Origin of the sequence: Ruegeria sp. THAF33 (assembly GCF_009363615.1) — a bacterium.
Classification (GTDB): Bacteria; Pseudomonadota; Alphaproteobacteria; order Rhodobacterales; family Rhodobacteraceae; genus Ruegeria.
This window is the reverse complement of sequence record NZ_CP045384.1, coordinates 836,930-856,601: the sequence shown is the minus strand read 5'-3', so window position 1 is coordinate 856,601 and position 19,672 is coordinate 836,930. Positions and strand designations below refer to the sequence as shown.

17 protein-coding genes and 1 tRNA gene are annotated in these 19,672 nt (G+C 55.6%); 8 read left to right on the top strand and 10 right to left on the bottom strand.

Annotation, left to right across the window (positions count from 1 at the left end; genetic code table 11):
• Nucleotides 1-99: 99 nt before the first annotated feature.
• Together FIU92_RS04380 and FIU92_RS22715 are read right to left on the bottom strand one after the other, a co-directional pair.
• Nucleotides 100-2,040: a type I secretion protein gene (locus FIU92_RS04380; RefSeq protein ID WP_152457397.1), complete on the bottom strand. Its 1,941-nt coding sequence runs from the start codon at nt 2,038-2,040 to the stop codon at nt 100-102.
• A gap of 131 nt (nt 2,041-2,171) precedes the next feature.
• Nucleotides 2,172-4,454: a hypothetical protein gene (locus tag FIU92_RS22715; RefSeq protein ID WP_172978466.1), complete on the bottom strand. Its 2,283-nt coding sequence runs from the start codon at nt 4,452-4,454 to the stop codon at nt 2,172-2,174.
• A 762-nt stretch (nt 4,455-5,216) separates the two neighbouring features.
• Between FIU92_RS22715 and FIU92_RS04365 the strand changes: the two genes are divergently transcribed.
• Both FIU92_RS04365 and FIU92_RS04360 read left to right on the top strand, forming a co-directional pair.
• Nucleotides 5,217-5,807, top strand: a complete 591-nt coding sequence (locus tag FIU92_RS04365; RefSeq protein WP_172978465.1) for a response regulator transcription factor — start codon at nt 5,217-5,219, stop codon at nt 5,805-5,807.
• Nucleotides 5,800-6,297, top strand: coding sequence for a hypothetical protein (locus FIU92_RS04360; protein ID WP_152457395.1), 498 nt, complete (start codon nt 5,800-5,802; stop codon nt 6,295-6,297). The genes FIU92_RS04365 and FIU92_RS04360 overlap by 8 nt, the downstream gene beginning before the upstream one ends.
• A gap of 974 nt (nt 6,298-7,271) precedes the next feature.
• Here FIU92_RS04360 and FIU92_RS04355 read toward each other — a convergent pair.
• From FIU92_RS04355 to FIU92_RS04330, 6 genes are read right to left on the bottom strand one after another with little or no spacing between them, the layout of a single operon-like run.
• Entirely contained in the window at nt 7,272-8,210 is a 939-nt protein-coding gene (locus FIU92_RS04355) for an HAD hydrolase-like protein (protein WP_152457394.1), read from the bottom strand.
• Nucleotides 8,174-8,989 carry a phosphonate ABC transporter, permease protein PhnE gene (gene phnE / locus FIU92_RS04350; RefSeq protein ID WP_152457393.1) on the bottom strand — a complete coding sequence of 272 codons (816 nt, stop codon included), beginning with the start codon at nt 8,987-8,989 and terminating at the stop codon, nt 8,174-8,176. The genes FIU92_RS04355 and phnE (FIU92_RS04350) overlap by 37 nt, the downstream gene beginning before the upstream one ends.
• Nucleotides 8,989-9,804, bottom strand: coding sequence for a phosphonate ABC transporter, permease protein PhnE (gene phnE, locus FIU92_RS04345; protein ID WP_152457392.1), 816 nt, complete (start codon nt 9,802-9,804; stop codon nt 8,989-8,991). Before phnE (FIU92_RS04345) ends, phnE (FIU92_RS04350) begins: the two co-directional genes overlap by 1 nt.
• On the bottom strand, nt 9,801-10,595 hold the full coding sequence (gene phnC, locus FIU92_RS04340) for a phosphonate ABC transporter ATP-binding protein (protein ID WP_152457391.1): 795 nt from the start codon (nt 10,593-10,595) through the stop codon (nt 9,801-9,803). The genes phnE (FIU92_RS04345) and phnC overlap by 4 nt, the downstream gene beginning before the upstream one ends.
• A gap of 60 nt (nt 10,596-10,655) precedes the next feature.
• A complete protein-coding gene (gene phnD / locus FIU92_RS04335) occupies nt 10,656-11,630 on the bottom strand; it encodes a phosphate/phosphite/phosphonate ABC transporter substrate-binding protein (protein ID WP_152457390.1) in 975 nt (324 codons plus the stop codon).
• A 58-nt stretch (nt 11,631-11,688) separates the two neighbouring features.
• Entirely contained in the window at nt 11,689-12,471 is a 783-nt protein-coding gene (locus tag FIU92_RS04330; protein ID WP_254705355.1) for a DeoR/GlpR family DNA-binding transcription regulator, read from the bottom strand.
• 272 nt (nt 12,472-12,743) lie between these two features.
• Between FIU92_RS04330 and FIU92_RS04325 the strand changes: the two genes are divergently transcribed.
• The 5 genes from FIU92_RS04325 to FIU92_RS04305 are packed head-to-tail and all read left to right on the top strand — an operon-like array spanning nt 12,744 to nt 18,143.
• On the top strand, nt 12,744-13,208 hold the full coding sequence (locus FIU92_RS04325; RefSeq protein ID WP_152457388.1) for an NUDIX hydrolase: 465 nt from the start codon (nt 12,744-12,746) through the stop codon (nt 13,206-13,208).
• Between the two features lie 58 nt (nt 13,209-13,266).
• Nucleotides 13,267-14,292 carry an ABC transporter substrate-binding protein gene (locus FIU92_RS04320; protein ID WP_152457387.1) on the top strand — a complete coding sequence of 342 codons (1,026 nt, stop codon included), beginning with the start codon at nt 13,267-13,269 and terminating at the stop codon, nt 14,290-14,292.
• Nucleotides 14,293-16,509, top strand: a complete 2,217-nt coding sequence (locus FIU92_RS04315; protein WP_152457386.1) for an iron ABC transporter permease — start codon at nt 14,293-14,295, stop codon at nt 16,507-16,509.
• Nucleotides 16,506-17,576: an ABC transporter ATP-binding protein gene (locus FIU92_RS04310; RefSeq protein ID WP_152457385.1), complete on the top strand. Its 1,071-nt coding sequence runs from the start codon at nt 16,506-16,508 to the stop codon at nt 17,574-17,576. Before FIU92_RS04315 ends, FIU92_RS04310 begins: the two co-directional genes overlap by 4 nt.
• On the top strand, nt 17,577-18,143 hold the full coding sequence (locus tag FIU92_RS04305) for a histidine phosphatase family protein (RefSeq protein WP_152457384.1): 567 nt from the start codon (nt 17,577-17,579) through the stop codon (nt 18,141-18,143).
• Between the two features lie 3 nt (nt 18,144-18,146).
• Here FIU92_RS04305 and FIU92_RS04300 read toward each other — a convergent pair whose 3' ends face one another.
• Both FIU92_RS04300 and FIU92_RS04295 read right to left on the bottom strand, forming a co-directional pair.
• Nucleotides 18,147-18,938: an inositol monophosphatase family protein gene (locus tag FIU92_RS04300; RefSeq protein ID WP_152457383.1), complete on the bottom strand. Its 792-nt coding sequence runs from the start codon at nt 18,936-18,938 to the stop codon at nt 18,147-18,149.
• Nucleotides 18,939-19,287: 349 nt separating this feature from the next.
• Nucleotides 19,288-19,373: transfer RNA gene (locus FIU92_RS04295), tRNA-Leu, on the bottom strand.
• A gap of 56 nt (nt 19,374-19,429) precedes the next feature.
• On the opposite strand from FIU92_RS04295, the gene FIU92_RS22940 reads away from it, so the two are divergent.
• On the top strand, nt 19,430-19,642 hold the full coding sequence (locus FIU92_RS22940) for a hypothetical protein (RefSeq protein ID WP_152457382.1): 213 nt from the start codon (nt 19,430-19,432) through the stop codon (nt 19,640-19,642).
• Nucleotides 19,643-19,672 lie beyond the last annotated feature (30 nt).

Below are 19,672 nucleotides of genomic sequence, written 5' to 3'. Positions count from 1 at the left end.
CCCTGCCTGTCCAGGGGACTGGATAAGAGTGGACGGCGCGACGAAAAAACAATCGACATATACAAACCTTCTGGTCACTCGATAAAAACTTGGGGGGGGTCAGGCCAGCATGGATTGCAGGCCGTCATCTGGTGTCGTTGTGTCAGTGGATTGTGCGTGCAGTGCCAGGGCCGCATCCGGTTGCGGCACAGACATGTCCGCCATGATTGCGGCGATCGCCTCGTTGGTCATATCTGTGATTTCCTGGTTGTCTGGCACGTCGATCAGGCTGGCCTGATGAAGCAGCAGGTCGGAGTAAGATCCGTCAGCGGCCATTATCGTCGAATCCACGCCCATTTTGGTCAGATTGACGGAGTTCAACAGGGCGTTGCTGCCTGCGACGACCTCGGTATCGGCGGCACTGGGACCGGACAGGTCAATTTGATCCTGATCCAGCATCATGGTGACCTGTTCAACGATGTTCACCTGCAACAAGTCTCCGTCGATCTTGAGCACGCGCATCTGTTCCATCCCTGCGAACAGGGGATCGTTGAGCAGCGCGTTCTCCAACGCATCCATGTCCGTTTGATCAAGCGCCATGGCGTCAGACAGGTTCTGTTGCAGACCCTGATGTGTATCTTCGCCTATCGTTTTGACCGACGCGTCATTCATGATCACGTTGTCATCATCTCCGGCCATTGCGCCGGGCATACCGCCGCTGATGATATCGTCATCCATCAGGACGTTGGTCTGGTACAACATGTCCACGGAAATCATATTCCCGTCGATCATGATCAGGTCGTAAAAACTGCCCAGCTGCACGATGTCGGTGACATTGAACATTTCGTTGTCGCCCAACGCGTACAATGTCGATGCGGCCGAAATCTCGGTCTGTATGTTGTCGATATCCGTGCCGTCGATAACTTGTTTGACGAAGTTTGCCACAACCAGATCACCGTGGACCCAATCCACAACAATGAACTCAGGTTGTCCGGTTGTTCCGGCGCCATTGTCCAGCCAGGGGGCATCTCGGCCTTCGACTTCAATCTTCGAGGACTGAATCACGTTGGTGCCGCTGCCCGTTCCCGGCGCCCCCACATCCCAATCTGAAACAAGCGCAACCTGGCTGATGGCGGTCAGGCTGATCGCCTGTCCTCCGACGGCGATATAGGGGGCATCAACCCAACCCACAGATGCCGAAACGGCATTGATCGCAAGGTTTCCTCCGGTCACGACCAGGTGTCCGTCATCAAAGTCAGGATCTTTCGACTGTTCCCACTCGGCCGGAAGCATGGACTCGGCCTCATCCTCTCCGGCTTCCTCCGGTTGATGGAACGCAGGCAGGATGTCTGTCCATACCGGAGCGTCGTCAACGTACTTGCCGTTCACGATCACCCCCAACGCATCATCGCCATGAAACTGATGTACCGTGACCCCGTCGATATTCGCGTTTGCCGGGGCCGTCATCTGTTGGGCCAGCGCCTCGAGCATTTCGGTCGACTTGTAATCCGCGAGCGAAAGCGAAGGGGCTGCCACGGCATGAAGCGACAGCGCCATGTCCAGCATCTCTTCGCCTTGGGCGATCAGCGCCTCGGTATCACGAAAGTCCCCTTCCCCCACCGTGTCGTTGTCGCGCATGACCACCTTTTGCACGGTGAACGTCATTGCCGACCCCAATGGCACCGTATCCGGTCGAAGAATGATCAGTTCAGGTGCGGAAGACGGGCCGGATATGCTGTCTGGAACAAATCGCGCGGACTCCGCGCTGTCACCGTTGAGGATGATGACCGCCTCGTGCACCGGCCCGACAGGAGCTTTTGGCAACGGCAGCTCCGGCTGAGAGGGAAGAAAGTTGAACGGCAGGGCTTTGTATTCGCCCGCCGGGACATCCAGATCAGCTTTGATGTTGATCGAGGTTGGCTCGTCAAGCCCGTCTATTTCAGCTTTCCGCCTCAGGGCGCTGAACTCCTCGTACTGATCCCGCAGGCGGGCTTGTTCTATCGTAAGCTCAAAAGTTCCAACAAAATGCGCTATCGTTTCCGTAATACCGTCAAGTGCCATGTCGGTTATCCTTTTTGCCCGCGGCGGCTCGTAATTACCGCTTTGGGTTCAGTTGGGCCGGGGCCGCGTTTTGCGGCCCCGGCATTTTTGAAAGGTAGCAAGGCCCGAAAATGCGAGCCCCGCCTTTTGACTTAAACGTCAGTGTCGTCGCTGGCGTGGGACATGGTCATCGAACCACCCACCATGGTCGTATCGACCGTGTTGCCCAGAACGTTGGCGCCCATGATGATCGACTGGTTGAACGCAGACGTATCAACGACAGCCGCAGCCGATGCATAGGACTCGCCGGTTACGATACCATCGCCACCATTGTTCGCGCCCCAGGCACCACCATTGCCGCCGGCACCACCGTCACCTGAATAGGCGCCGCCACCGTTACCACCGGTGATCATGCCACCCATGGTATCGCCTGACGTTGCAGTGCCCATCGAAGCCCCGCTGGTTCCGCCGTCCGCGGCGGATGCGCCACCGGCACCACCGTTACCCGAGTCGGCCGCACCAGCTGCATCGCCAGAGCCAGTCGATGTGGCATCATTGTCGGAACTGCCTTCGCCACCGTATCCGGCAATTGCTTCGGCCAGGCTGTCAGCCGCACCGTTTGTGTCGGCATCTCCGAAGATGTCGGCAGCTCCGCCGCCACCCGCGGTATTGGCCGCGTCGGCAGACCCGGCTCCGTTGCCGGTAGATGATGATGTCGGCGTCGTGCTGCCGCCCGCGCCGCCGTCGCCGTCGGCAGCCGATGTTCCGGTACCGGCCGCATCTGCTGCGCCATCTGCTGCGTTCGACCCGCCGTCACCGCCGCTGCCGTCGGTGTCCTGCGAGTTGCTGGCCGCACCGTTCACGTCGCCTGGGCTCTGGTCGATGTCCGGCCCGCTTGCCGACTGATCGCCAACACCCTGAGCATCGGAATCCGCGTCAGCGGTCCCACCCGAACCGTCGCCGCCCGAGCCGTCGCCACCCGAACCGTCGCCGGCCGTGCCGTCGCCACCGGTGCCGTCACCGCCGGTTCCGTCGCCGCCTTCGCCTGCTTCGGCGTCAATCATGCCCAACTCTTCCTGAAGAGCCATGATTGCAGCTTCGACCATCGCGCCGAATCCACCTTCGCCGTCGCCGCCGGTGCCGTCGCCACCGGTGCCGTCACCGCCAGAGCCGTCACCGCCGGATCCGTCACCACCGGTTCCGGTTCCGCCAGAGCCGTCAGCCGAACTGTCCGCGCCGCTGTCAGCAGAGCCATCCGCAGTGTTGTCACCCGCAGTGGCATCATTTGCATCGGTGTTGCTGTCGCTGGTGTTCGAAGCCGAACCATCTGCCGCAGCATTACCGTCGCCACCGTCTGCGCCGGACGCGTCCGCGGCGTTATCTGCCGTTCCGGTACCCGTTCCGGTCGAGTCGGAGTCGCTGTCGCCGCCGTTTGCGTTACCGGATGCATTCGAACCGGACAGACCCAGGCCCAGGCCCAGACCAAACGAATCCGCGCTGCCGCCGGCTCCGCCGGTTCCGCTGCCATCGGCACTTGTGCTGCCATCGTTGTCAGATGACGCGGAACCATCCGCGGCACCGCCATCTCCTCCGGCACTGTCACCGTCGGATCCTGCGCCCGCCATACCAACACCGTTGCTGGCATTGCTTGCGTCACCGGTCGATCCGCCCCGGCCGCCGCTGGAATCGGCATCGGCACTGCCGGTATCGCCGCCGTCAGCCCACGCGTGGCTGCCCAGCGTCGATGAATCGGCCGCGCCGCCGTAACTGGTTCCACCGTCGCCCGATTTTCCACCGCCGGCATCCGAGCTGATACCTTCAGCCGCAGTAGCAGTACCACCATTGGCATCACCGTTCTGGTAGAAGTCGGCATTGTTGGATACGCTTGGTGAGTCCAACGTGTCATCATCACTCAGACTGGCGACCTGGCTGTTCACGGATGACATCGCTGTTCCGGCACCATCCATCGAGACATCCAGATTCATGTCATCGCCTGGATCATAGGTCAGATCGCGACCAGCAGTGATCACGTCACCCACTGTCGCCGAGTCGCCGAGGTCCAGATCAACCTGATCATCGTCGCGCGGAATCCACTCACCGCCGCCAAAATCGATGTTGATTGAGTTGCTGTTGGAGTTGTCGTTGGTGTTGTCGCCGGCATTAAGCGTCTGGTCCTGATCCTGACCCTGGTCCTGATCCTGACCCTGGTCCTGATCCTGACCCTGGTCTTGATCCTGACCCTGGTCCTGACCCTGATCCTGGCCTTGCTCGTTGGCGTTTTCTACATTTTGGTCCTGCTGCTGTTGCTGCGCAGTCACGTCGGCTTCGACAAGGGCCTCATCAACCTGAATTTCAACATCCACCGGAGCTTCGAGGTTTTCGACTACAATTTCGTCAACGGTCGTTACGTTTGTATTGTTTACATTACGTCTCATAACAAATTCCCATTACTGGAACGCCTGACCGCCATTCATCTACAAAGCGGCAACGGGCGTGATTGAAACTGAAATACCCGCACAGCGTTCAAGCACGCTGAATGCGGTCAACGATTGTTTTCCTGAGGCCACCTCCTTTCCCGGCTAAGCCGAATTCGCGGCCGTTCACAATCGATGCTGAAATACGCAAGGAACGGGCGCGGCAGGGACAGACGCTTTCAAAATTAAAGCCTGTCCATGTTTGCAGCGACGCACGCTTGCGACTAGCTAACTGAAAGTTCTGATATGGATAAGTTATTGTATTTTATGTTTATTTTTAAAAACCGTGAAACTATTCCCGGCCTGGATCAAAAAGTTCTAAACAAGAAAAGCAACAAAAAATAATGCAATTGTTTCCGCCAGTTACACAATGACAAGTCGGAAAACCTAAACAATAGTTCTATATCTCGGGCACTTGAACTATACCGTCTGGTTGTAGAAAATCACGTTTTCAGCTACAATAAATCTTACGTAATTCTTTGATTAGTTAACTACTTTTACACCGGCAATTCCATTTCGATAAAGCCATTTCCGGTTAACCCCGTTTTGTGAGGGAATATAATGAGTGAGTCTTTGAACAATGAATCTGGCAATCAGAGTCTTTATTCAGAAGATTTTTCGATTGTCTTCCTCGGGAAAGAACTATTCTATTCAAATCAAACCCTAAGAAGCGTTCAAACCGAATTTGGTGTCCGCGCTTTTCGCTTCGAAACACTCGAGGCGATGCGTACAAGTGTTCCGGACAGCGGCAAGATCGTCGTCGTGGATCAAATGTTGATCGAAGACCTGTTGGCGCGCCCCGATGCATACTCCAAAAGTGCAGGTTCCGGCTGTCTTGCCTTCGCCTATCGCAAAGAGGAATCGGCCCGGCACCTGTTCGAAGGCTGGAACCGCGCGCAGTTTGGAGATGTCGGCTTTCTACCGATGAACGTGGCACCGGATGCGTGGCGCGCCATCCTCAGATTGCTGATGCACGAGGAACTGTATCTTCCCAGCTTCCTGGCTGACTGTGTCTCATCCCCCTGTCAGCGCGCGCCTGAAAGACCACGGCAACGGGAAGCCATTACATCCAACGGCGCGGATCGGCATGCACAATACTCCAAGCTGACACGCCGCGAAAAACAGGTTTTGCAACTGGTCTCAGAAGGCAAAAGCAACAAATTGATTGCGGCCAAGCTGGGCATCACGGAACACACGGTCAAGCTGCACATGCATAACGTTGTCGGAAAGATCGGCGTCAGCAACAGGACTGCGGCTGCTCATTTCTATTTCGAGGTTGCGCCTCATGAGGCGCAGCAGACCGCCCTTGACTGATCCGTTCGAAGCCCGGTTCGACCGCCTGATCCTTTTGGTCGGCAGGCTGAACTATATGTGGACAAATACCGAAAGCCTGCTGATCCACCTGATCGCCGGCCTGACTGGAACGTCCAAGGACGTGGCCGTAATCATCTTTTTGACTTTGAACACCACCCGCGCGCGAATAGATCTGGTTGAAAGACTTGCAAAAATGGAAGGGCGCCCTGCCCAGCTCCGAGATCCGATCCTTGAACATACGCAAAGGCTGGCCAAGCTTTCTGGCATCCGCAACAAGTACAACCATTGCATCTATTCCTTCGACCCTGAAAGCGGAAACCCGAAAACGATCCTTATGCGGATCGCTGACCGCAAAACCGACATAAAACTGGGCCGCGAAGATACCGTGGACGACAACGCGCTGCTCCAGATCGAAGCAGTCGTTGATCAGCTGTCAGCCGCGAACAGGGACATTTGGAAACTGATCCGACAATTGGGGTTTCCGGTTTAAGCATAGTTGCACAGCAGAGTATTATGGGGGGCTTTGCAGCTCCCGTGCGTCCTGCCACGCACACATAAGTCACGGCATTTTTCTTATTCTTTTTGGTACGGGCGGTGAGCACGATGCGGCTTGTACAACATGCAGCGTATAGACCCTAAAACATTAATATTACTATTAAATTAGTCCGTCACCTGCAGGACACTGCAACAGAATTTGGGAAAGCACCGCGCCGCAAGTGTGGGGCAGTTAAAGCAAGAGACGTAAACCGACTATCAGCAGCGCAGGTAATAAGTGCCGCGCTTTGTATCGTTGTTCAATACGGTGGCGGGCTCTTTCTCAAGAAGTCGCAGAACGGCAGTCGCTGGTTCTATCGGTTCTAAGACAACGGCAAGCGCCAGGATGGGGGATTGGATCTTTCCCTGACATGTCCCTGTTTGATGCGCGCACAGAACGAAAAAATGGTCCTCTAATACGGAACGCGACGACGATCCGATTGCGGAACTTGAGCTCCGGCGTCTTGATGCAGAAAACAACCCGAACGACCCGACATTTGAGGACATGGCGTTCATCGCGTTTGATCGGTTCAAGAAACGGCTGCGCGGCGACGGTGCGCGCAGTACACCGGTTCAGGGACTTGATTCGATGAGATAGACGGCGACTTGTGAACGGTCCCGAAAGAACCCATAAAAAGCTAATGGAAAAAGTACACGGTTTCTGAAACCCGCTGTGGACTGAGGCCGTGAACCTGATTGAGATATGCTGCGAATTGCGGTCAAAGCGGCCGATACGTCAGTTTGTTGGGATGTGTGATAACAGTCCAATCCAGACATGAGTTCAGAGTTCTGTGGTTGCGGAGGAGTTTTCCAAAGCCGCCGCTCACACGTGGCATTGCATGTATATGGTCGGCATGTTTGCCACGCGGAGTCAGCCGACATACGAGTAAGCGTTAACAGGAAAACGCATCTAAGGGTAACGCCCTGGAATCAAGGCCGGCTTACGACAAAGTTAGGGACTATCCCTGCCTTTATGATCGCTGCTTCAACGTCATGTCCTGCGAAGAAACCGTATCCCGAGATGAGGGCGGAAGCTATGCCTGCTTCTCGTGCGCCCAGTATGTCGGTGTGCAGGCTGTCGCCCACCATCAGAACCCGAGACTTGTCGATGTGCCCGAGACATTGGAAAGCAAGATCATAGATATTGGCGAAAGGCTTTCCAAAGAACTGAGGGGCGACGCCTGTCCGGTCTGCCAGCCGGTGCGCGTAAAGACCGGGTTCCTTGGAAAAACCGTACTCGCGCGGAGCGACAATGTCAGGGTTGCCGACCAATACCGGGCGGGGACGCTCTTGCAAAGTGGCCTCCAACATGGCTTGTCGCGCTTCAGTCCAAACCGCTGACCCGATCAACAAGAACCCGTCGACGGTTTCGTAGGGCTTCGGGTCATCCTCCAGATAGGACAGTTTCAGCCCCTCCAGATCGCGAAGGCCGGCACTGGGGGCCGCCATCAATCCCCAATGCAAATCACTTTGGCCGTTCAGCTCAGACAACAATGTGGCCCGGCTGGTGATCACGTCTTGTGGTGCGAAATCGTAACCAAGCCTGTTGTACTTCTCCATAAGAGTTGCGTGGGGAAACCCGGCGGCATTCGACACGACCAGAACACGTTTGCCGGCGGCTGTCAGCGACCTGACCCGATCTGGCGTATCCGGGATTGCCGTATCGCCAATATTGAGAACCCCGAAAGCATCGAGGAGGAACACGTCAAACTCATGAGCTATGTCCTCCAGCGTGTCCGCCTGGCGATAGTTCAATTCAGTTGATCTGGTTTGCGGCAGGCGATGTCGCACAGCCTCGTAGGCGTCAAAAGCTTCTTGCACAGAGAAACCGGTCAAATGATGGCCCCTCGTACTTTCGCCGAAACCCATTCGCTGATCATAACCGCGACGAGAATGACAATCAGGATCAGGCTGACTTGTGGCCAAGCCAGAACGTTGAGCGAAGCCGACAATTGCAACCCAATGCCACCAGCACCAACCAGCCCGAGCACCGTGGATTCGCGGATGTTGATATCCCATCGAAAAACGGCAATGCCTGCAAACGCGGGCAGGATTTGCGGTACGATCCCATAAGCCATGACCTGCCAGCGTGAAGCACCGGTTGCCGTTATTGCTTCGACCTGCGTGTGATCAATCTCCTCAATCGCTTCGTAAAGAAGCTTTGCGCAAAACCCGATTGAACGAATGGCGATTGCTATGACACCGGCGAACACTCCGGGACCAATAATCGCGATCAGAAGAAGCGCCCAGATCAACGAGTTGATAGAGCGAGTCGAGACAATGACCAACAGGGCAATCGGCCGTATGAACAAAGCCGATGGCGTGGTGTTGCGGGCCGCCAAAAAGGCGACGGGCACTGCCATGCATAGGGCGATGATTGTTCCCAGGGTGGCAATGTTCAGAGTGTCCCAAATCGGGCGGCCCAGTTGGGTGATGTACTCCCATTTGGGGGGCGTTGCCCGGGTCCAGATATCATTGGCGATGCGGGGCGCGTCCCAGACGAAGAACCAAGTGGTCGATGCCGAGATCAACTGCCAGCAGTAAACAAAGATCGCCACGCCCAACAGCCAGCCGAACCAACGAACCAAGCTCTGACCTGTTGTCCGGCGACGCCAGATTTGCGCATCGTCGCGTTCAAGTATCGGCATTACTGAACCCTCGCTCGAATAATTCCCGAAAGGTATTCCAGAGCCATCACGATGCCGATGATCAGAATGAGAATGGCCGCCGCGGTGTCGTATTCATAGCGGTCGAATGCGGTGTTCAAAGTCGCACCAATTCCACCAGCCCCCACAAGCCCGAGGATCGCGCTTTCCCGGAAGTTGATGTCGATCCGATACATGGAAAGGCCCACAAGTCGCGGCATCACTTGCGGCTGAACTCCATAGTTGATCCATTGTGGCCAACGCGCTCCAGAGGCCTTGATCGCCTCTGCCTGAACCTTGTCCATGGCTTCGATATCTTCGGCCAGAAGTTTCGAAAGAAACCCTATGGTGGCGAAGGAAAGCGTCAGAAATCCGGCCAACGGGCCAAAGCCGAAGATCGCCACAAGCAATATGGCAACGATGATCTCTTGCAATGCCCGGCTTATCGCAACAATGCCTCGGCAAATCATGTAGATTGGCAACGGCGCGATATTGCGTGCAGCCCCCAGCCCGATCGGGATCGATATCAGGATGCCCACGACCGACGCGGCCACGGTCATCACGATACTTTCCAGAAGGCCGCTCCAAATATCTGACCACCGTGAAATGAAGTCTGGGCTGGTGAACGCAAGCACAAACGCCCAGCCGCGATCCAGCCCTTCATAGACACGACCCCAATCGACCTCGATGGTCATAAAAGCTGCGATCAGGTAGGCGAAAAATCCAAGGAGCAATGCCCAGCGGAGCACTGGGTTCTTGACAAAGGCAGGCTTACGCCAGCCTTTTCCCAGCATGTCGTCCAGTTCTCGATGGCTCATTCTGCGGCCTCGACATCTTCATCTTCGTCCACTTTTTCGATGGTTGCTTCCCAGTCCTCTTCCCCATAGATCTCGGTCAGCTTCTCAGGGGTGAGGCCGGTGGGAAGCCCATCATACACGATTTCGCCAAATCGGAGCCCCACGACGCGGGGAACAAACATCTGAGCGAGCGCCACATCATGGATATTGATGATGGCTGCCAATCCGCGTTCCTGACATAACTCGGTGATCAGCCGCATGATTTGACGGCTGGTCTTTGGGTCCAGCGATGCGGTTGGCTCATCGACCAGCAACAGTTTCGGGTTTTGAATCAAGGCGCGGCAGATGCCCACCCTTTGGCGTTGACCACCCGACAGTTCATCCGCCCGTTTGTCCGCCATGTGCAGCAGCCCCACCCGATCAAGCAAGCGAAAGGCTTCGTCCACGTCCGATTGCGGATACCGCCGCAGGAAACTGCGCCAGAATCCCACGTATCCCAGCCTGCCGGACAATACGTTTTCCATCACCGTGAGGCGTTCGACCAACGCATATTCCTGAAAGATCATGCCCATTTGGCGGCGTGCTTTCCTCAGCGCGCCCGATCCGAGTTTGGTCACGTCAACGTCATCCAGAAGGACACCGCCGCTTGTCGGTTCAACCAACCGGTTGACACAGCGGATCATGGTCGATTTGCCCGCGCCCGAGGGCCCGATCAACGCCAGAACCTGTCCTTTGGGAACCTCAAGATCGATCGCCTTCAGGGCCCGATCTCCGGTCTTGTATGTTTTCGTCAGCTTTTGAAGACGCAGCATGAAATGCCCCAGATTAGGGTGAACAGCGGGCCCTTTCAGGCCCGCCGGATGAGCCAAAAATTACTGGCAGGCGTAAGAGACGCCATTTGCCGCGTCAATTTTGCGAATGACGTCCCAGAATTCCTGATAGGTCATCTCGAGGAATTGGCCTTCGTTCGATTTCGAGAACTCCGCCTCCAGTGTCGTGCCTTCCCATTCGAAATTGAAAAACGCATTGCGGATTTTTTCCTGCAACTCGGGCGTCAGGTTGTAAACGGTCCCAAATCCTGTGGTCGGGAAGGTCTGCGACTTGTAGATCGTAACGACATCATCTTCCTTGATCACATCGCGCGAGATCATCCGGGATTTTACCGAGTTCGCGATCGATGCCGCCAGGTAATCCTTGTTGGCGACACCCAGGATCGAGTTGTCGTGCTTGCCCGAGTAGACAGGTTCGAAATCGCGTTCGGGCAGAAGATCAAAATCGCTTTTCAGGATCGCCGAGGGCGCTTTGAATCCCGAGTTGGATGTAGGTGAGGTGAAAGCCAGTTGCTTCCCCTTGATGTCTTCGACCTTTTCGATGCCCGAACCCGGATAGGTGATGATCTCCATCTCGTAACCAAAATTACCGTCCTTCGAAGCCATGATCGTGAACGGACGGAACCCGGCGCAGTTTACCGCCAGTGGGTTGGAACCGGTGTTGAAGCCTGCAATGTGCAAACGGCCCGAACGCATCGCCTCGATCTGGGCCGCGTTGTTTTGAACAGGGAAAAAGACGACGTCCTTGCCAGTTTCCGCTTTCAAATGGTCAAGAAAATCTGACCACGCGGTTTTGTATACGGCGGGGTCTTCAACCGGCGTATAGGCAAAAATCAAAGTGTCGGGATCTATCTGCTCGGAAGGATCCGTGGGGATATCCGCGATCAAATCCCCGTCGGCATCACAAAAACGCTCGTCCAAGTCACCGCGCGGACAATCCTGCGCCGACGCCGTTCCACTTATCGACATGAGCGCGATTGCAGATGCCCCAAGCAATAGTTTGATATCGATCTTCATGTTTTCCTCCCAGTCAAGTGCGGTGCTTTTTATCCGCCGTTAATCAGTCATTTCATATCTACCCGGCGACGAGAACGTCGACTCGGGCGCTTTCAATGGCGTTATGCAATTCTCCTGTCGGTTTTTTGTCGGTGACTATTGAATCCAGGTCGTCAAGGCCCCCTACTTGAGACAGGCCTTTCCGGCCGAATTTCCCGGAATCAACAAGAAGGTGCCGTTTCTCGGCGCGCGACAGCATTGCTCTCTTAATTGCCGCAAAGCCGCGCACCGTTTCTGAAGGGCCTTCGGTCGAAAACCCCGAGGAACCGATCATGCACCTGTCGACGTTGAAGCGGGACAGAAACTCCAGCGTCTCGGTTCCGATCGTTGCAGACTCGGTTGCCAAGTATTCCCCCGGGCATAACAGCACTTGTGCAGCCCCATGGCCAAGGGTCATGGCTATGGGAATGGAATTGGTGATTACGGTGCAAGATGTGCCAATATAAGCCAGCGCACGTGCCATTTCGATTGTGGTCGAGCCGGAATCGATCATGACCGTTTCGCCGCCCTGGATCAGTTCTGCCGCTGTGGCACCTATCCGTTCGCGTTCCTCAACCTGTGCGTTTGTTCTTTCATCCAAACCCGGATAGTGCCCTTGCGCGGCGGCCGATGCCCCCCCGTGTGCCCGCGCGATCAAGCCATCATTCGACAGAGCATCAAAATCTCTGCGTACCGTCTCGGTGGAGACGTTGAACCGCTGCGCCAGTTCGTTGATGCGAACATGCGGGCGCAGCTTCAGTTCCAGCAATATCTGTTGGCGCCGGTCGGATTTCTTTACCCGGCTGTGGTTCTTTTCAGACATTTTGCCGCGCGTTTTAGTTTTGGACATCCGACGACCCGACTAGGTTTCGAAACCCACTTTTGTGGGCTTTCGGTCATAATGCAATATTTTTTGTTGCATAACCCTCGGAAGGTTGTGAGAATTCGAGCGAACACAAGTATTTCGAAGCGCAAAGCAAAGATGCACAGGCTGATCAAATTCAGAATACGAGCCAAGGCAAAGCGTTGACCGGCCAACTTGCCAACAAAACAGCTTCCTTTTTGGTTCTTGATCGTGTGGCATTGAGAGGCGGCATGGGCGACAGCGAAACGGCAGATCAGATTGCGGCGCTTCCGATGCGCTGGGACAAGACTGGCAAGTTACGCGTTCTTATGGTCACTTCGCGGGATACCGGCCGGTGGGTTATCCCGAAAGGATGGCTAATGGACGGCAAAAAACCATGGCAAGCTGCTGAAATCGAAGCGCAAGAAGAAGCTGGCGCCGTCGGCACCATATCGAAACGGCCAATCGGTCATTTTTTCTATGACAAACGATACGAGGGGCGAAGCAGCGTTCGCTGCCGCGTCACCCTTTATCCGATGGTCGTCGAAAAGCTGAAGCGAAGCTGGAAGGAAAAAGGTGAACGCACGCGTCACTGGTTTTCACCGGCAAAGGCCGCAAAGTTGGTTCAAGAAAGCGACCTGTCAGATTTACTGAACAATCTGACAGACAATCCAGAAGTCAAAACTGTCATAAAGAAACTTCGACAGGCTGCATGAGGAAGGGCATGAAAGAACCGGGAAACCCGGACGCATCAAGCTCAAAGGGAGGAAGAAAATGAGGAAATTGATATCCACCACGGTTGGATCGGTGATCGCCCTGGCAGCGTCACTGTCGGCGGCACAGGCCGACAAGCTGACACTTTATTGTTCGGCGCAAGAAGACTGGTGCCAACTGATGGCGCGCAGCTTTGAAGATGCGACGGGCATCGACGTCAACATGACCCGGAAGTCATCAGGGGAAACCTTTGCACAAATACGCGCCGAAAGCTCGAACCCGAAAGGAGACGTTTGGTGGGGTGGTACGGGTGATCCGCACTTGCAGGCCGCTGAAGAGGGCCTGACGATGGAATACATTTCGCCCATGCGCGACCAGCTTCATGATTGGGCGATATCCCAGGCAGAAAGCGCGGGCAACAGAACGATCGGCATCTATTCGGGCGCACTTGGCTACGGCTACAATTCCGATCTTATCGCTGCAAACAACCTGCCCGAACCGGCCTGTTGGAAAGACCTGCTGAAGCCCGAATACAAGGGCCACGTTCAGATGGCGAATCCGAACTCATCAGGTACGGCCTATACCACGCTGGCGTCGATGGTTCAGATCTTTGGCGAGGACGAAGGCTTTGAGTTCATGAAGGGTCTGCATTCGAACATCAACCAATATACCAAGTCCGGGTCCGCGCCGATCAAGGCGGCCGGTCGTGGTGAGAACACCATTGGTATCGTCTTCATGCATGATGCTGTAAAGCAGGCCGTTTCAGGATTCCCGATTAAGGTCGTCGCGCCATGCGAGGGCACGGGATACGAAATCGGCTCGATGTCGATTGTCAAAGGGGCGCGCAACGAAGAAGAGGCGAAAAAGTTCTATGACTGGGCGCTGTCTCCAGAAGCTCAGAATCTTGCTCTTCAGGTCAACGCGTTTCAGGTGCCGTCGAACAAGAACGCGAAAACTTCGGAGAGCGCGCCTGACATGAGTCAGATCAAGCTGATTGATTATGACTTCAAAAAGTATGGTTCCTCAGACGAACGGAAGCGTCTGTTGCAGAAATGGGACGAAGAGGTTTCGACTCTGCCGCAGTAAATGACTGACCAGACTTCAAAAACGACCCATCCGGTCCTGATCTTCTGGATCACGGCCGGGTGGGTCGGATTCTGCCTGTTACCTTGGTACATGGTCGACGGTGGCCTTTGGTCGTTCGAGTGGCTTTTGGACGGCTATCCATTCGATGAGGGTTACGCCCCCGCTGCGTTTCTGATTGGGCAAGGTGAAAAACTTTGGCTCGCTCCGCTTTTGATCGCACTGGCCCTGCCGCTTCTGGTGTTGAAGCGCACCAAATCTGATCCAGTTTACGCCCGCATCTTGATCCTGTCAGGGGCGCTTGGCTTTGGCTGGCTGATCGCTCAGGGGTTCAGCATTGGCATCAGAGGTTTCAACTTTCATTGGTTGGAGGCGATGTTTGGCGAACTTGGCGACCGTCAGTTCGGCATGGGCTATGGCGCGATGATATGTGCCTCGAGCTTTCTGTTCCTGCTTACTCAGGGGATCGCGGCAAGGGGTGCCATTAACGGTGACGTCTTTGTCGTAAGCGCCATCGGAGGCGTTATTACAATTGTCACCGCGTTTGTCTTTTTCCCCATCGCGAAGATGCTTTTCGCTGCCTTCATCACCGAAGACGGCGCGTATTCCATCGCAGTTTTCTTCTCAAAGTTTTTCGATGATCGACTGTGGGGCCTGGGGTGTTTTCATGGTGCCCGATGCGGTGCGGCCTGGAACTCACTTTTCCTTGCCATCCTCGTTGGCTTCATCACAACGATCCTCGGCCTATGTTTCGCGTTGGTCGTGACGCGTTCGGGTTTCCGCTACAAGCGCGCGTTGCGCGCTCTGACCGTTCTGCCAATAATCACCCCGCCATTCGTGATCGGCCTGGCGCTGATCCTGCTTTTTGGCCTGTCCGGGTCCGTCACCCGGTTCTTTGCCGAACTGTTCGGCACGCAACCGACACGCTGGCTTTACGGAATGCCGGGCATCCTGATCGCGCAGACACTCGCGTTTACGCCAATTGCGTTTCTTGTTCTGATCGGTGTGGTTGAAGGTGTCTCTCCGTCGATGGAAGAAGCGGCGCAAACGCTCCGCGCCAGCAGATGGCAGACATTCAAGACGGTTTCCTTGCCCCTGATGCGGCCTGGTCTTGCGAACGCATTTCTTCTGGGCTTCATCGAAAGCATGGCCGATTTCGGAAATCCGCTTGTATTGGGCGGGAATTTCGACGTGCTTTCGACCGAGATATTCTTTGCCATCGTCGGCGCTCAGTACGATCAGGGCAGGGCCGCGGTTCTGGCCATGGTGCTTCTGTTCTTCACTCTTTCCGCCTTCTACGCGCAGCGTGTCTGGCTGGGGAAGAAAAGCTATACAACCGTCACTGGCAAAGGGGATGCCGGCGTTCATCCACTGATGCCCACTGGCCTTTCTGTTCCGGTACTGCTCGTCGCTCTGGGTTGGGCGCTGTTCACAATTGTTGTCTACGCGATGATCATTTACGGCAGTGTTGTCGAGCTGTGGGGCGTCGATAACTCGCTGACGATCAAACACTATATCACTGCATTCTCGGTCCGCTTCGAAGAAGAGGGTATTCGCTGGACCGGGGCAGCTTGGGACAGTTTCTGGACCACCATAACCATCGCGGCCATTGCTGCGCCATTGACTGCCGCCGTTGGCCTGGTGACCGCCTATCTGCTGACAAGACAAAGTTTTGCAGGCAAGAACGCTTTCGAATTTGGAACAATGCTGTCCTTCGCTATCCCCGGGACAGTGATCGGCGTCAGCTACATCCTGGCCTTCAACGTTCCGCCAATTGAAATCACGGGTACGGGTGTCATTCTCGTTGTCAGCTTCATCTTCCGCAATATGCCGGTCGGCGTTCGTGCGGGGATCGCGAGCATGTCGCAGCTTGACCGCAGCCTTGATGAATCCTCGCTGACCCTTGGTGCAAACTCGTGGCAGACGTTCCGAAATATCATTCTGCCGCTGTTGCGCCCTGCGATACTTGCCGCGCTTGTATACAGCTTTGTGCGCGCCATGACGGCGATCTCGGCCGTCATCTTTCTGGTCAGCGCAGAATATGACATGGCGACCAGCTACATCATCGGTCGAGTCGAGAACAACGACTATGGCCTTGCGATCGCCTATTCGACGACGCTGATCTTCGTGATGCTCGCGGCGGTCGGCTTATTGCAACTTCTCGTCGGTCGGGTCCAGATTGGCCGACGCACGCAGCACGCTACGGAGACATCGCCATGACCGACACCAAAATCGGTTCCAAGGCCGCCCCGGTACGCTTTGAGAACGTGTCGAAAGTGTTCGGCAAGGATGTCGTTGCCGTCGACAACATCAACCTGAACGTCGAGGCGGGAAAGCTCGTCACACTGCTTGGCCCGTCAGGCTGTGGGAAAACAACGACTCTGCGCATGATTGCCGGGTTGGAAATGGCAAGCTCGGGCAAGATCCTGATCGGAGATCGAGACGTGACCAAATTGCCCGCAACCGACCGTGACGTATCCATGGTGTTCCAGTCATACGCGCTTTTCCCTCACATGAGCGTGCTGGAAAACGTGATGTATGGCCTCACATTCTCGGGCTTTGCAAAGGATGAAGCCCGCAGCCGCGCTCTGAATGGGCTGGAACTGGTTGGGCTTCAGGGGTTCGACAGCCGTCTTCCCTCTGAACTGTCAGGGGGTCAACAACAGCGTGTTGCAGTCGCCCGCGCGCTGGTTCTTGAGCCGCAGGTTCTGCTGTTCGACGAGCCGCTGTCCAACCTCGATGCCAAGCTTCGCCGTCAGGTGCGAGAGGATATTCGGGCAATCCAGCAAGATCTTGGTTTGACAGTTGTCTACGTGACCCACGATCAGGAGGAGGCGCTGGCGGTCTCGGATGAGATTGTTGTCATGCGTAACGCAGCAATCGCCCAAATGGGCACACCCCGCCAGCTTTACGACGCCCCGAACGACCGATTTGTCGCTGATTTCATAGGCGAGGCAAACCTTTTGGAGTGCCAAATCGTCGAAATCAATGGCGAAGCGGCAACGATAGAAATAGAAGGGTATCGCCACACGCTACCACGTCGAGGTTTGTCCGAAGGACCTGCGACCATCGCCGTGCGACCCTCACGTTTGGTCATCGGTTCACACCAAGGCATCCCAGCCACGGTGGCCAAGGCGACCTATGTCGGCGTTCGGATGGAATACACGCTGACCGGTGAATTCGGTCAGGTTTTTGCCGTACACGATGACGTCGATGCGCCGCTTGATCCCGGCACCGAAATCAAAATGGGCTTTGCTGACAAAGGCCCCGTTCTTTTGCCGGATTAAATGCCGAAACTCATTATCATCTCGCACCCCGAGGTCTCTGTCGATCCGGCCGTCCCGATAACTGAGTGGGGCTTGAATGCTGTGGGCCGCAAACGCGCTACTGAGTTTGCATCCAGTGAAGTCTTGTCCAACGTGACGCAGATATGGACCAGTGGCGAGCGGAAGGCCCGCGAAACAGGTGAGATTCTTGCTGCACCACGAGCGCTACCCGTGAATTGCAACTTGGGCCTTGGTGAGAACGACCGCAGCGCAACCGGTTACTTGCCTCGGGACGATTTCGAGGCCGCGGCCGATGCTTTCTTTGCGCAGCCGAATACGAGCTATTGCGGTTGGGAAACAGCTGTCGAGGCGCAGAGACGCATTCATCGCGCAGTAACAGAGATAATCCAGACGCATTATGCCGGGGATCTTGCAATCGCGACACACGGGGCAGTGGGCACATTGCTTTGGTGCGCACTTTCGGATTGTTCGATAGACCGCAAGCACGACCAACCCTCACAAGGCCATTTCTGGCAGGCAGATTTAGCTACGCTCGAGCCTGTTTCATGTTGGGTCTCTTTGACGTAGGAGCTAAGCGTTCCAAGCCTTCTCTGCGATCTCACGCAACGTCTCGAACACATCTGGCGTGCCTGCGATCACGCGCCCGCCGTCTCGGATCATCGCATCGGCGTTCTGATCCTCAACAACGCCGCCCGCTTCCGCGACCAGCAATTGCCCAGCCAGACAATCCCAAGCATTCATGTGTTCCTCGACATAGCCCAGAAGGCGTCCGGCAGCGACGTAAGCCAACGAAAGCGCGCCGCTGGCATTTCTATGAAACATCGCCCCGTGTTCGATCAGGTCCTCGATCACGGGTAAAACATGACGGCTCTCAATCCGGTTCGAGTATCCTACGGCCACAGTTCCGTCGCGCAACGGCACTCCTGAAGCGACGCGTATCGGTGATCCGTTAAGTGTCGCTGTTTCTCCGCGCGTTGCGACAAATGTTTCATCCACGTTTGGATCATGGATCACGCCAATCTCCGTTTGGCCGTTGGTGACACCAGCCAGAACAATGGTCCATGCTGGAATACCGTTCACGAAATTCGTGGTTCCATCAATTGGATCAATAACCCAGTCAAAGCCACTCTCTCCCGCTACCGCGCCATGTTCTTCACCGTAAACGCCATCTTTGGGCCAAGTTTCCGCGATCTTTTGACGAATGAAAGTCTCAACGCTCCTGTCCGCCTCGCTAACCCAGTCCTGAGCGCCTTTTTGATCAACGACAAGATTGACCCGATCTGCAAAGAACTTTTTGGCCACTACCCCAGCCTGCTTGCAGATTTCGGTGGCAAAGTCTGTGCGTTCTGAAAGTCGGGACATAGGAGCTCCTTTTTCGGTTGGAGAGGCCCAGCAACACTGTAGGCCAAGCGAAGACCAGGCTCCAGACTGATCGAGTTTCAGAGCCTGTGGGGTCCTCCCTGGAAAATTAGTGAATGGTCTACACGCCATTTCGATCGGATCAATCGTTCTTGTGCACAGAGAAAGACAGCAAATGGATGATTCACCAGGGCACAGGCGTCAATCTGGCGAAGGTTGCTGAACTGGAAAGTCTAATCGAAGAAAAGGCCGCCCGATTGGCAAGCATACCTCACCAAGTGTGGGGCAGAATGTGGGGCACGAAAGGTGCCATATTTTTATTTGTTTTTTTAAAAACGCTTATACGGTTTTTTGGTGCGGGCGGTGGGACTCGAACCCACACGGGCATACGCCCTTCAGATTTTAAGTCTGATATGTCTACCATTCCATCACGCCCGCACGGCGCAGCCCCTGGGGCCGTGCAATTTCCTTACAAGCACAGCGGGATGAGAACAATGCGCTTTGACGCAGATGGGCCGGGATTTTTCGGTGGAAAGCTGCGTCTGCCGTCGCCGTCGTTCAGCGGCTGGGCCTCTCCCCTGTTTCGAGGTCACGTAACAATCGCCTTTCCGACATCATCTCTTCCTCGGCAAACCATCATGGCGCGGATTGCGCTGCACGTTCACTTTGCGCATGACCTTGGTGTCGTCTCCATTTACCACCGCTGAAAACCGTTCTTCGCCCATTCACAAAGAAGA

Bases quoted from the DNA above. Each gene is read 5' to 3' on its own strand.
- FIU92_RS04330 (WP_254705355.1), bottom strand. From the start codon at position 12,471: ATGTCTGAAAAGAACCACAGCCGGGTAAAGAAATCCGACCGGCGCCAA.
- FIU92_RS22940 (WP_152457382.1), top strand. From the start codon at position 19,430: ATGCGCTTTGACGCAGATGGGCCGGGATTTTTCGGTGGAAAGCTGCGT.
- FIU92_RS04320 (WP_152457387.1), top strand. From the start codon at position 13,267: ATGAGGAAATTGATATCCACCACGGTTGGATCGGTGATCGCCCTGGCA.
- FIU92_RS22715 (WP_172978466.1), bottom strand. From the start codon at position 4,454: ATGAGACGTAATGTAAACAATACAAACGTAACGACCGTTGACGAAATT.
- FIU92_RS04300 (WP_152457383.1), bottom strand. From the start codon at position 18,938: ATGTCCCGACTTTCAGAACGCACAGACTTTGCCACCGAAATCTGCAAG.
- phnC (WP_152457391.1), bottom strand. From the start codon at position 10,595: ATGCTGCGTCTTCAAAAGCTGACGAAAACATACAAGACCGGAGATCGG.
- FIU92_RS04325 (WP_152457388.1), top strand. From the start codon at position 12,744: ATGGGCGACAGCGAAACGGCAGATCAGATTGCGGCGCTTCCGATGCGC.
- FIU92_RS04315 (WP_152457386.1), top strand. From the start codon at position 14,293: ATGACTGACCAGACTTCAAAAACGACCCATCCGGTCCTGATCTTCTGG.
- phnE (WP_152457392.1), bottom strand. From the start codon at position 9,804: ATGAGCCATCGAGAACTGGACGACATGCTGGGAAAAGGCTGGCGTAAG.
- phnD (WP_152457390.1), bottom strand. From the start codon at position 11,630: ATGAAGATCGATATCAAACTATTGCTTGGGGCATCTGCAATCGCGCTC.
- FIU92_RS04365 (WP_172978465.1), top strand. From the start codon at position 5,217: ATGCGTACAAGTGTTCCGGACAGCGGCAAGATCGTCGTCGTGGATCAA.
- FIU92_RS04355 (WP_152457394.1), bottom strand. From the start codon at position 8,210: ATGGGTTTCGGCGAAAGTACGAGGGGCCATCATTTGACCGGTTTCTCT.
- FIU92_RS04380 (WP_152457397.1), bottom strand. From the start codon at position 2,040: ATGGCACTTGACGGTATTACGGAAACGATAGCGCATTTTGTTGGAACT.
- FIU92_RS04305 (WP_152457384.1), top strand. From the start codon at position 17,577: ATGCCGAAACTCATTATCATCTCGCACCCCGAGGTCTCTGTCGATCCG.
- FIU92_RS04310 (WP_152457385.1), top strand. From the start codon at position 16,506: ATGACCGACACCAAAATCGGTTCCAAGGCCGCCCCGGTACGCTTTGAG.
- phnE (WP_152457393.1), bottom strand. From the start codon at position 8,989: ATGCCGATACTTGAACGCGACGATGCGCAAATCTGGCGTCGCCGGACA.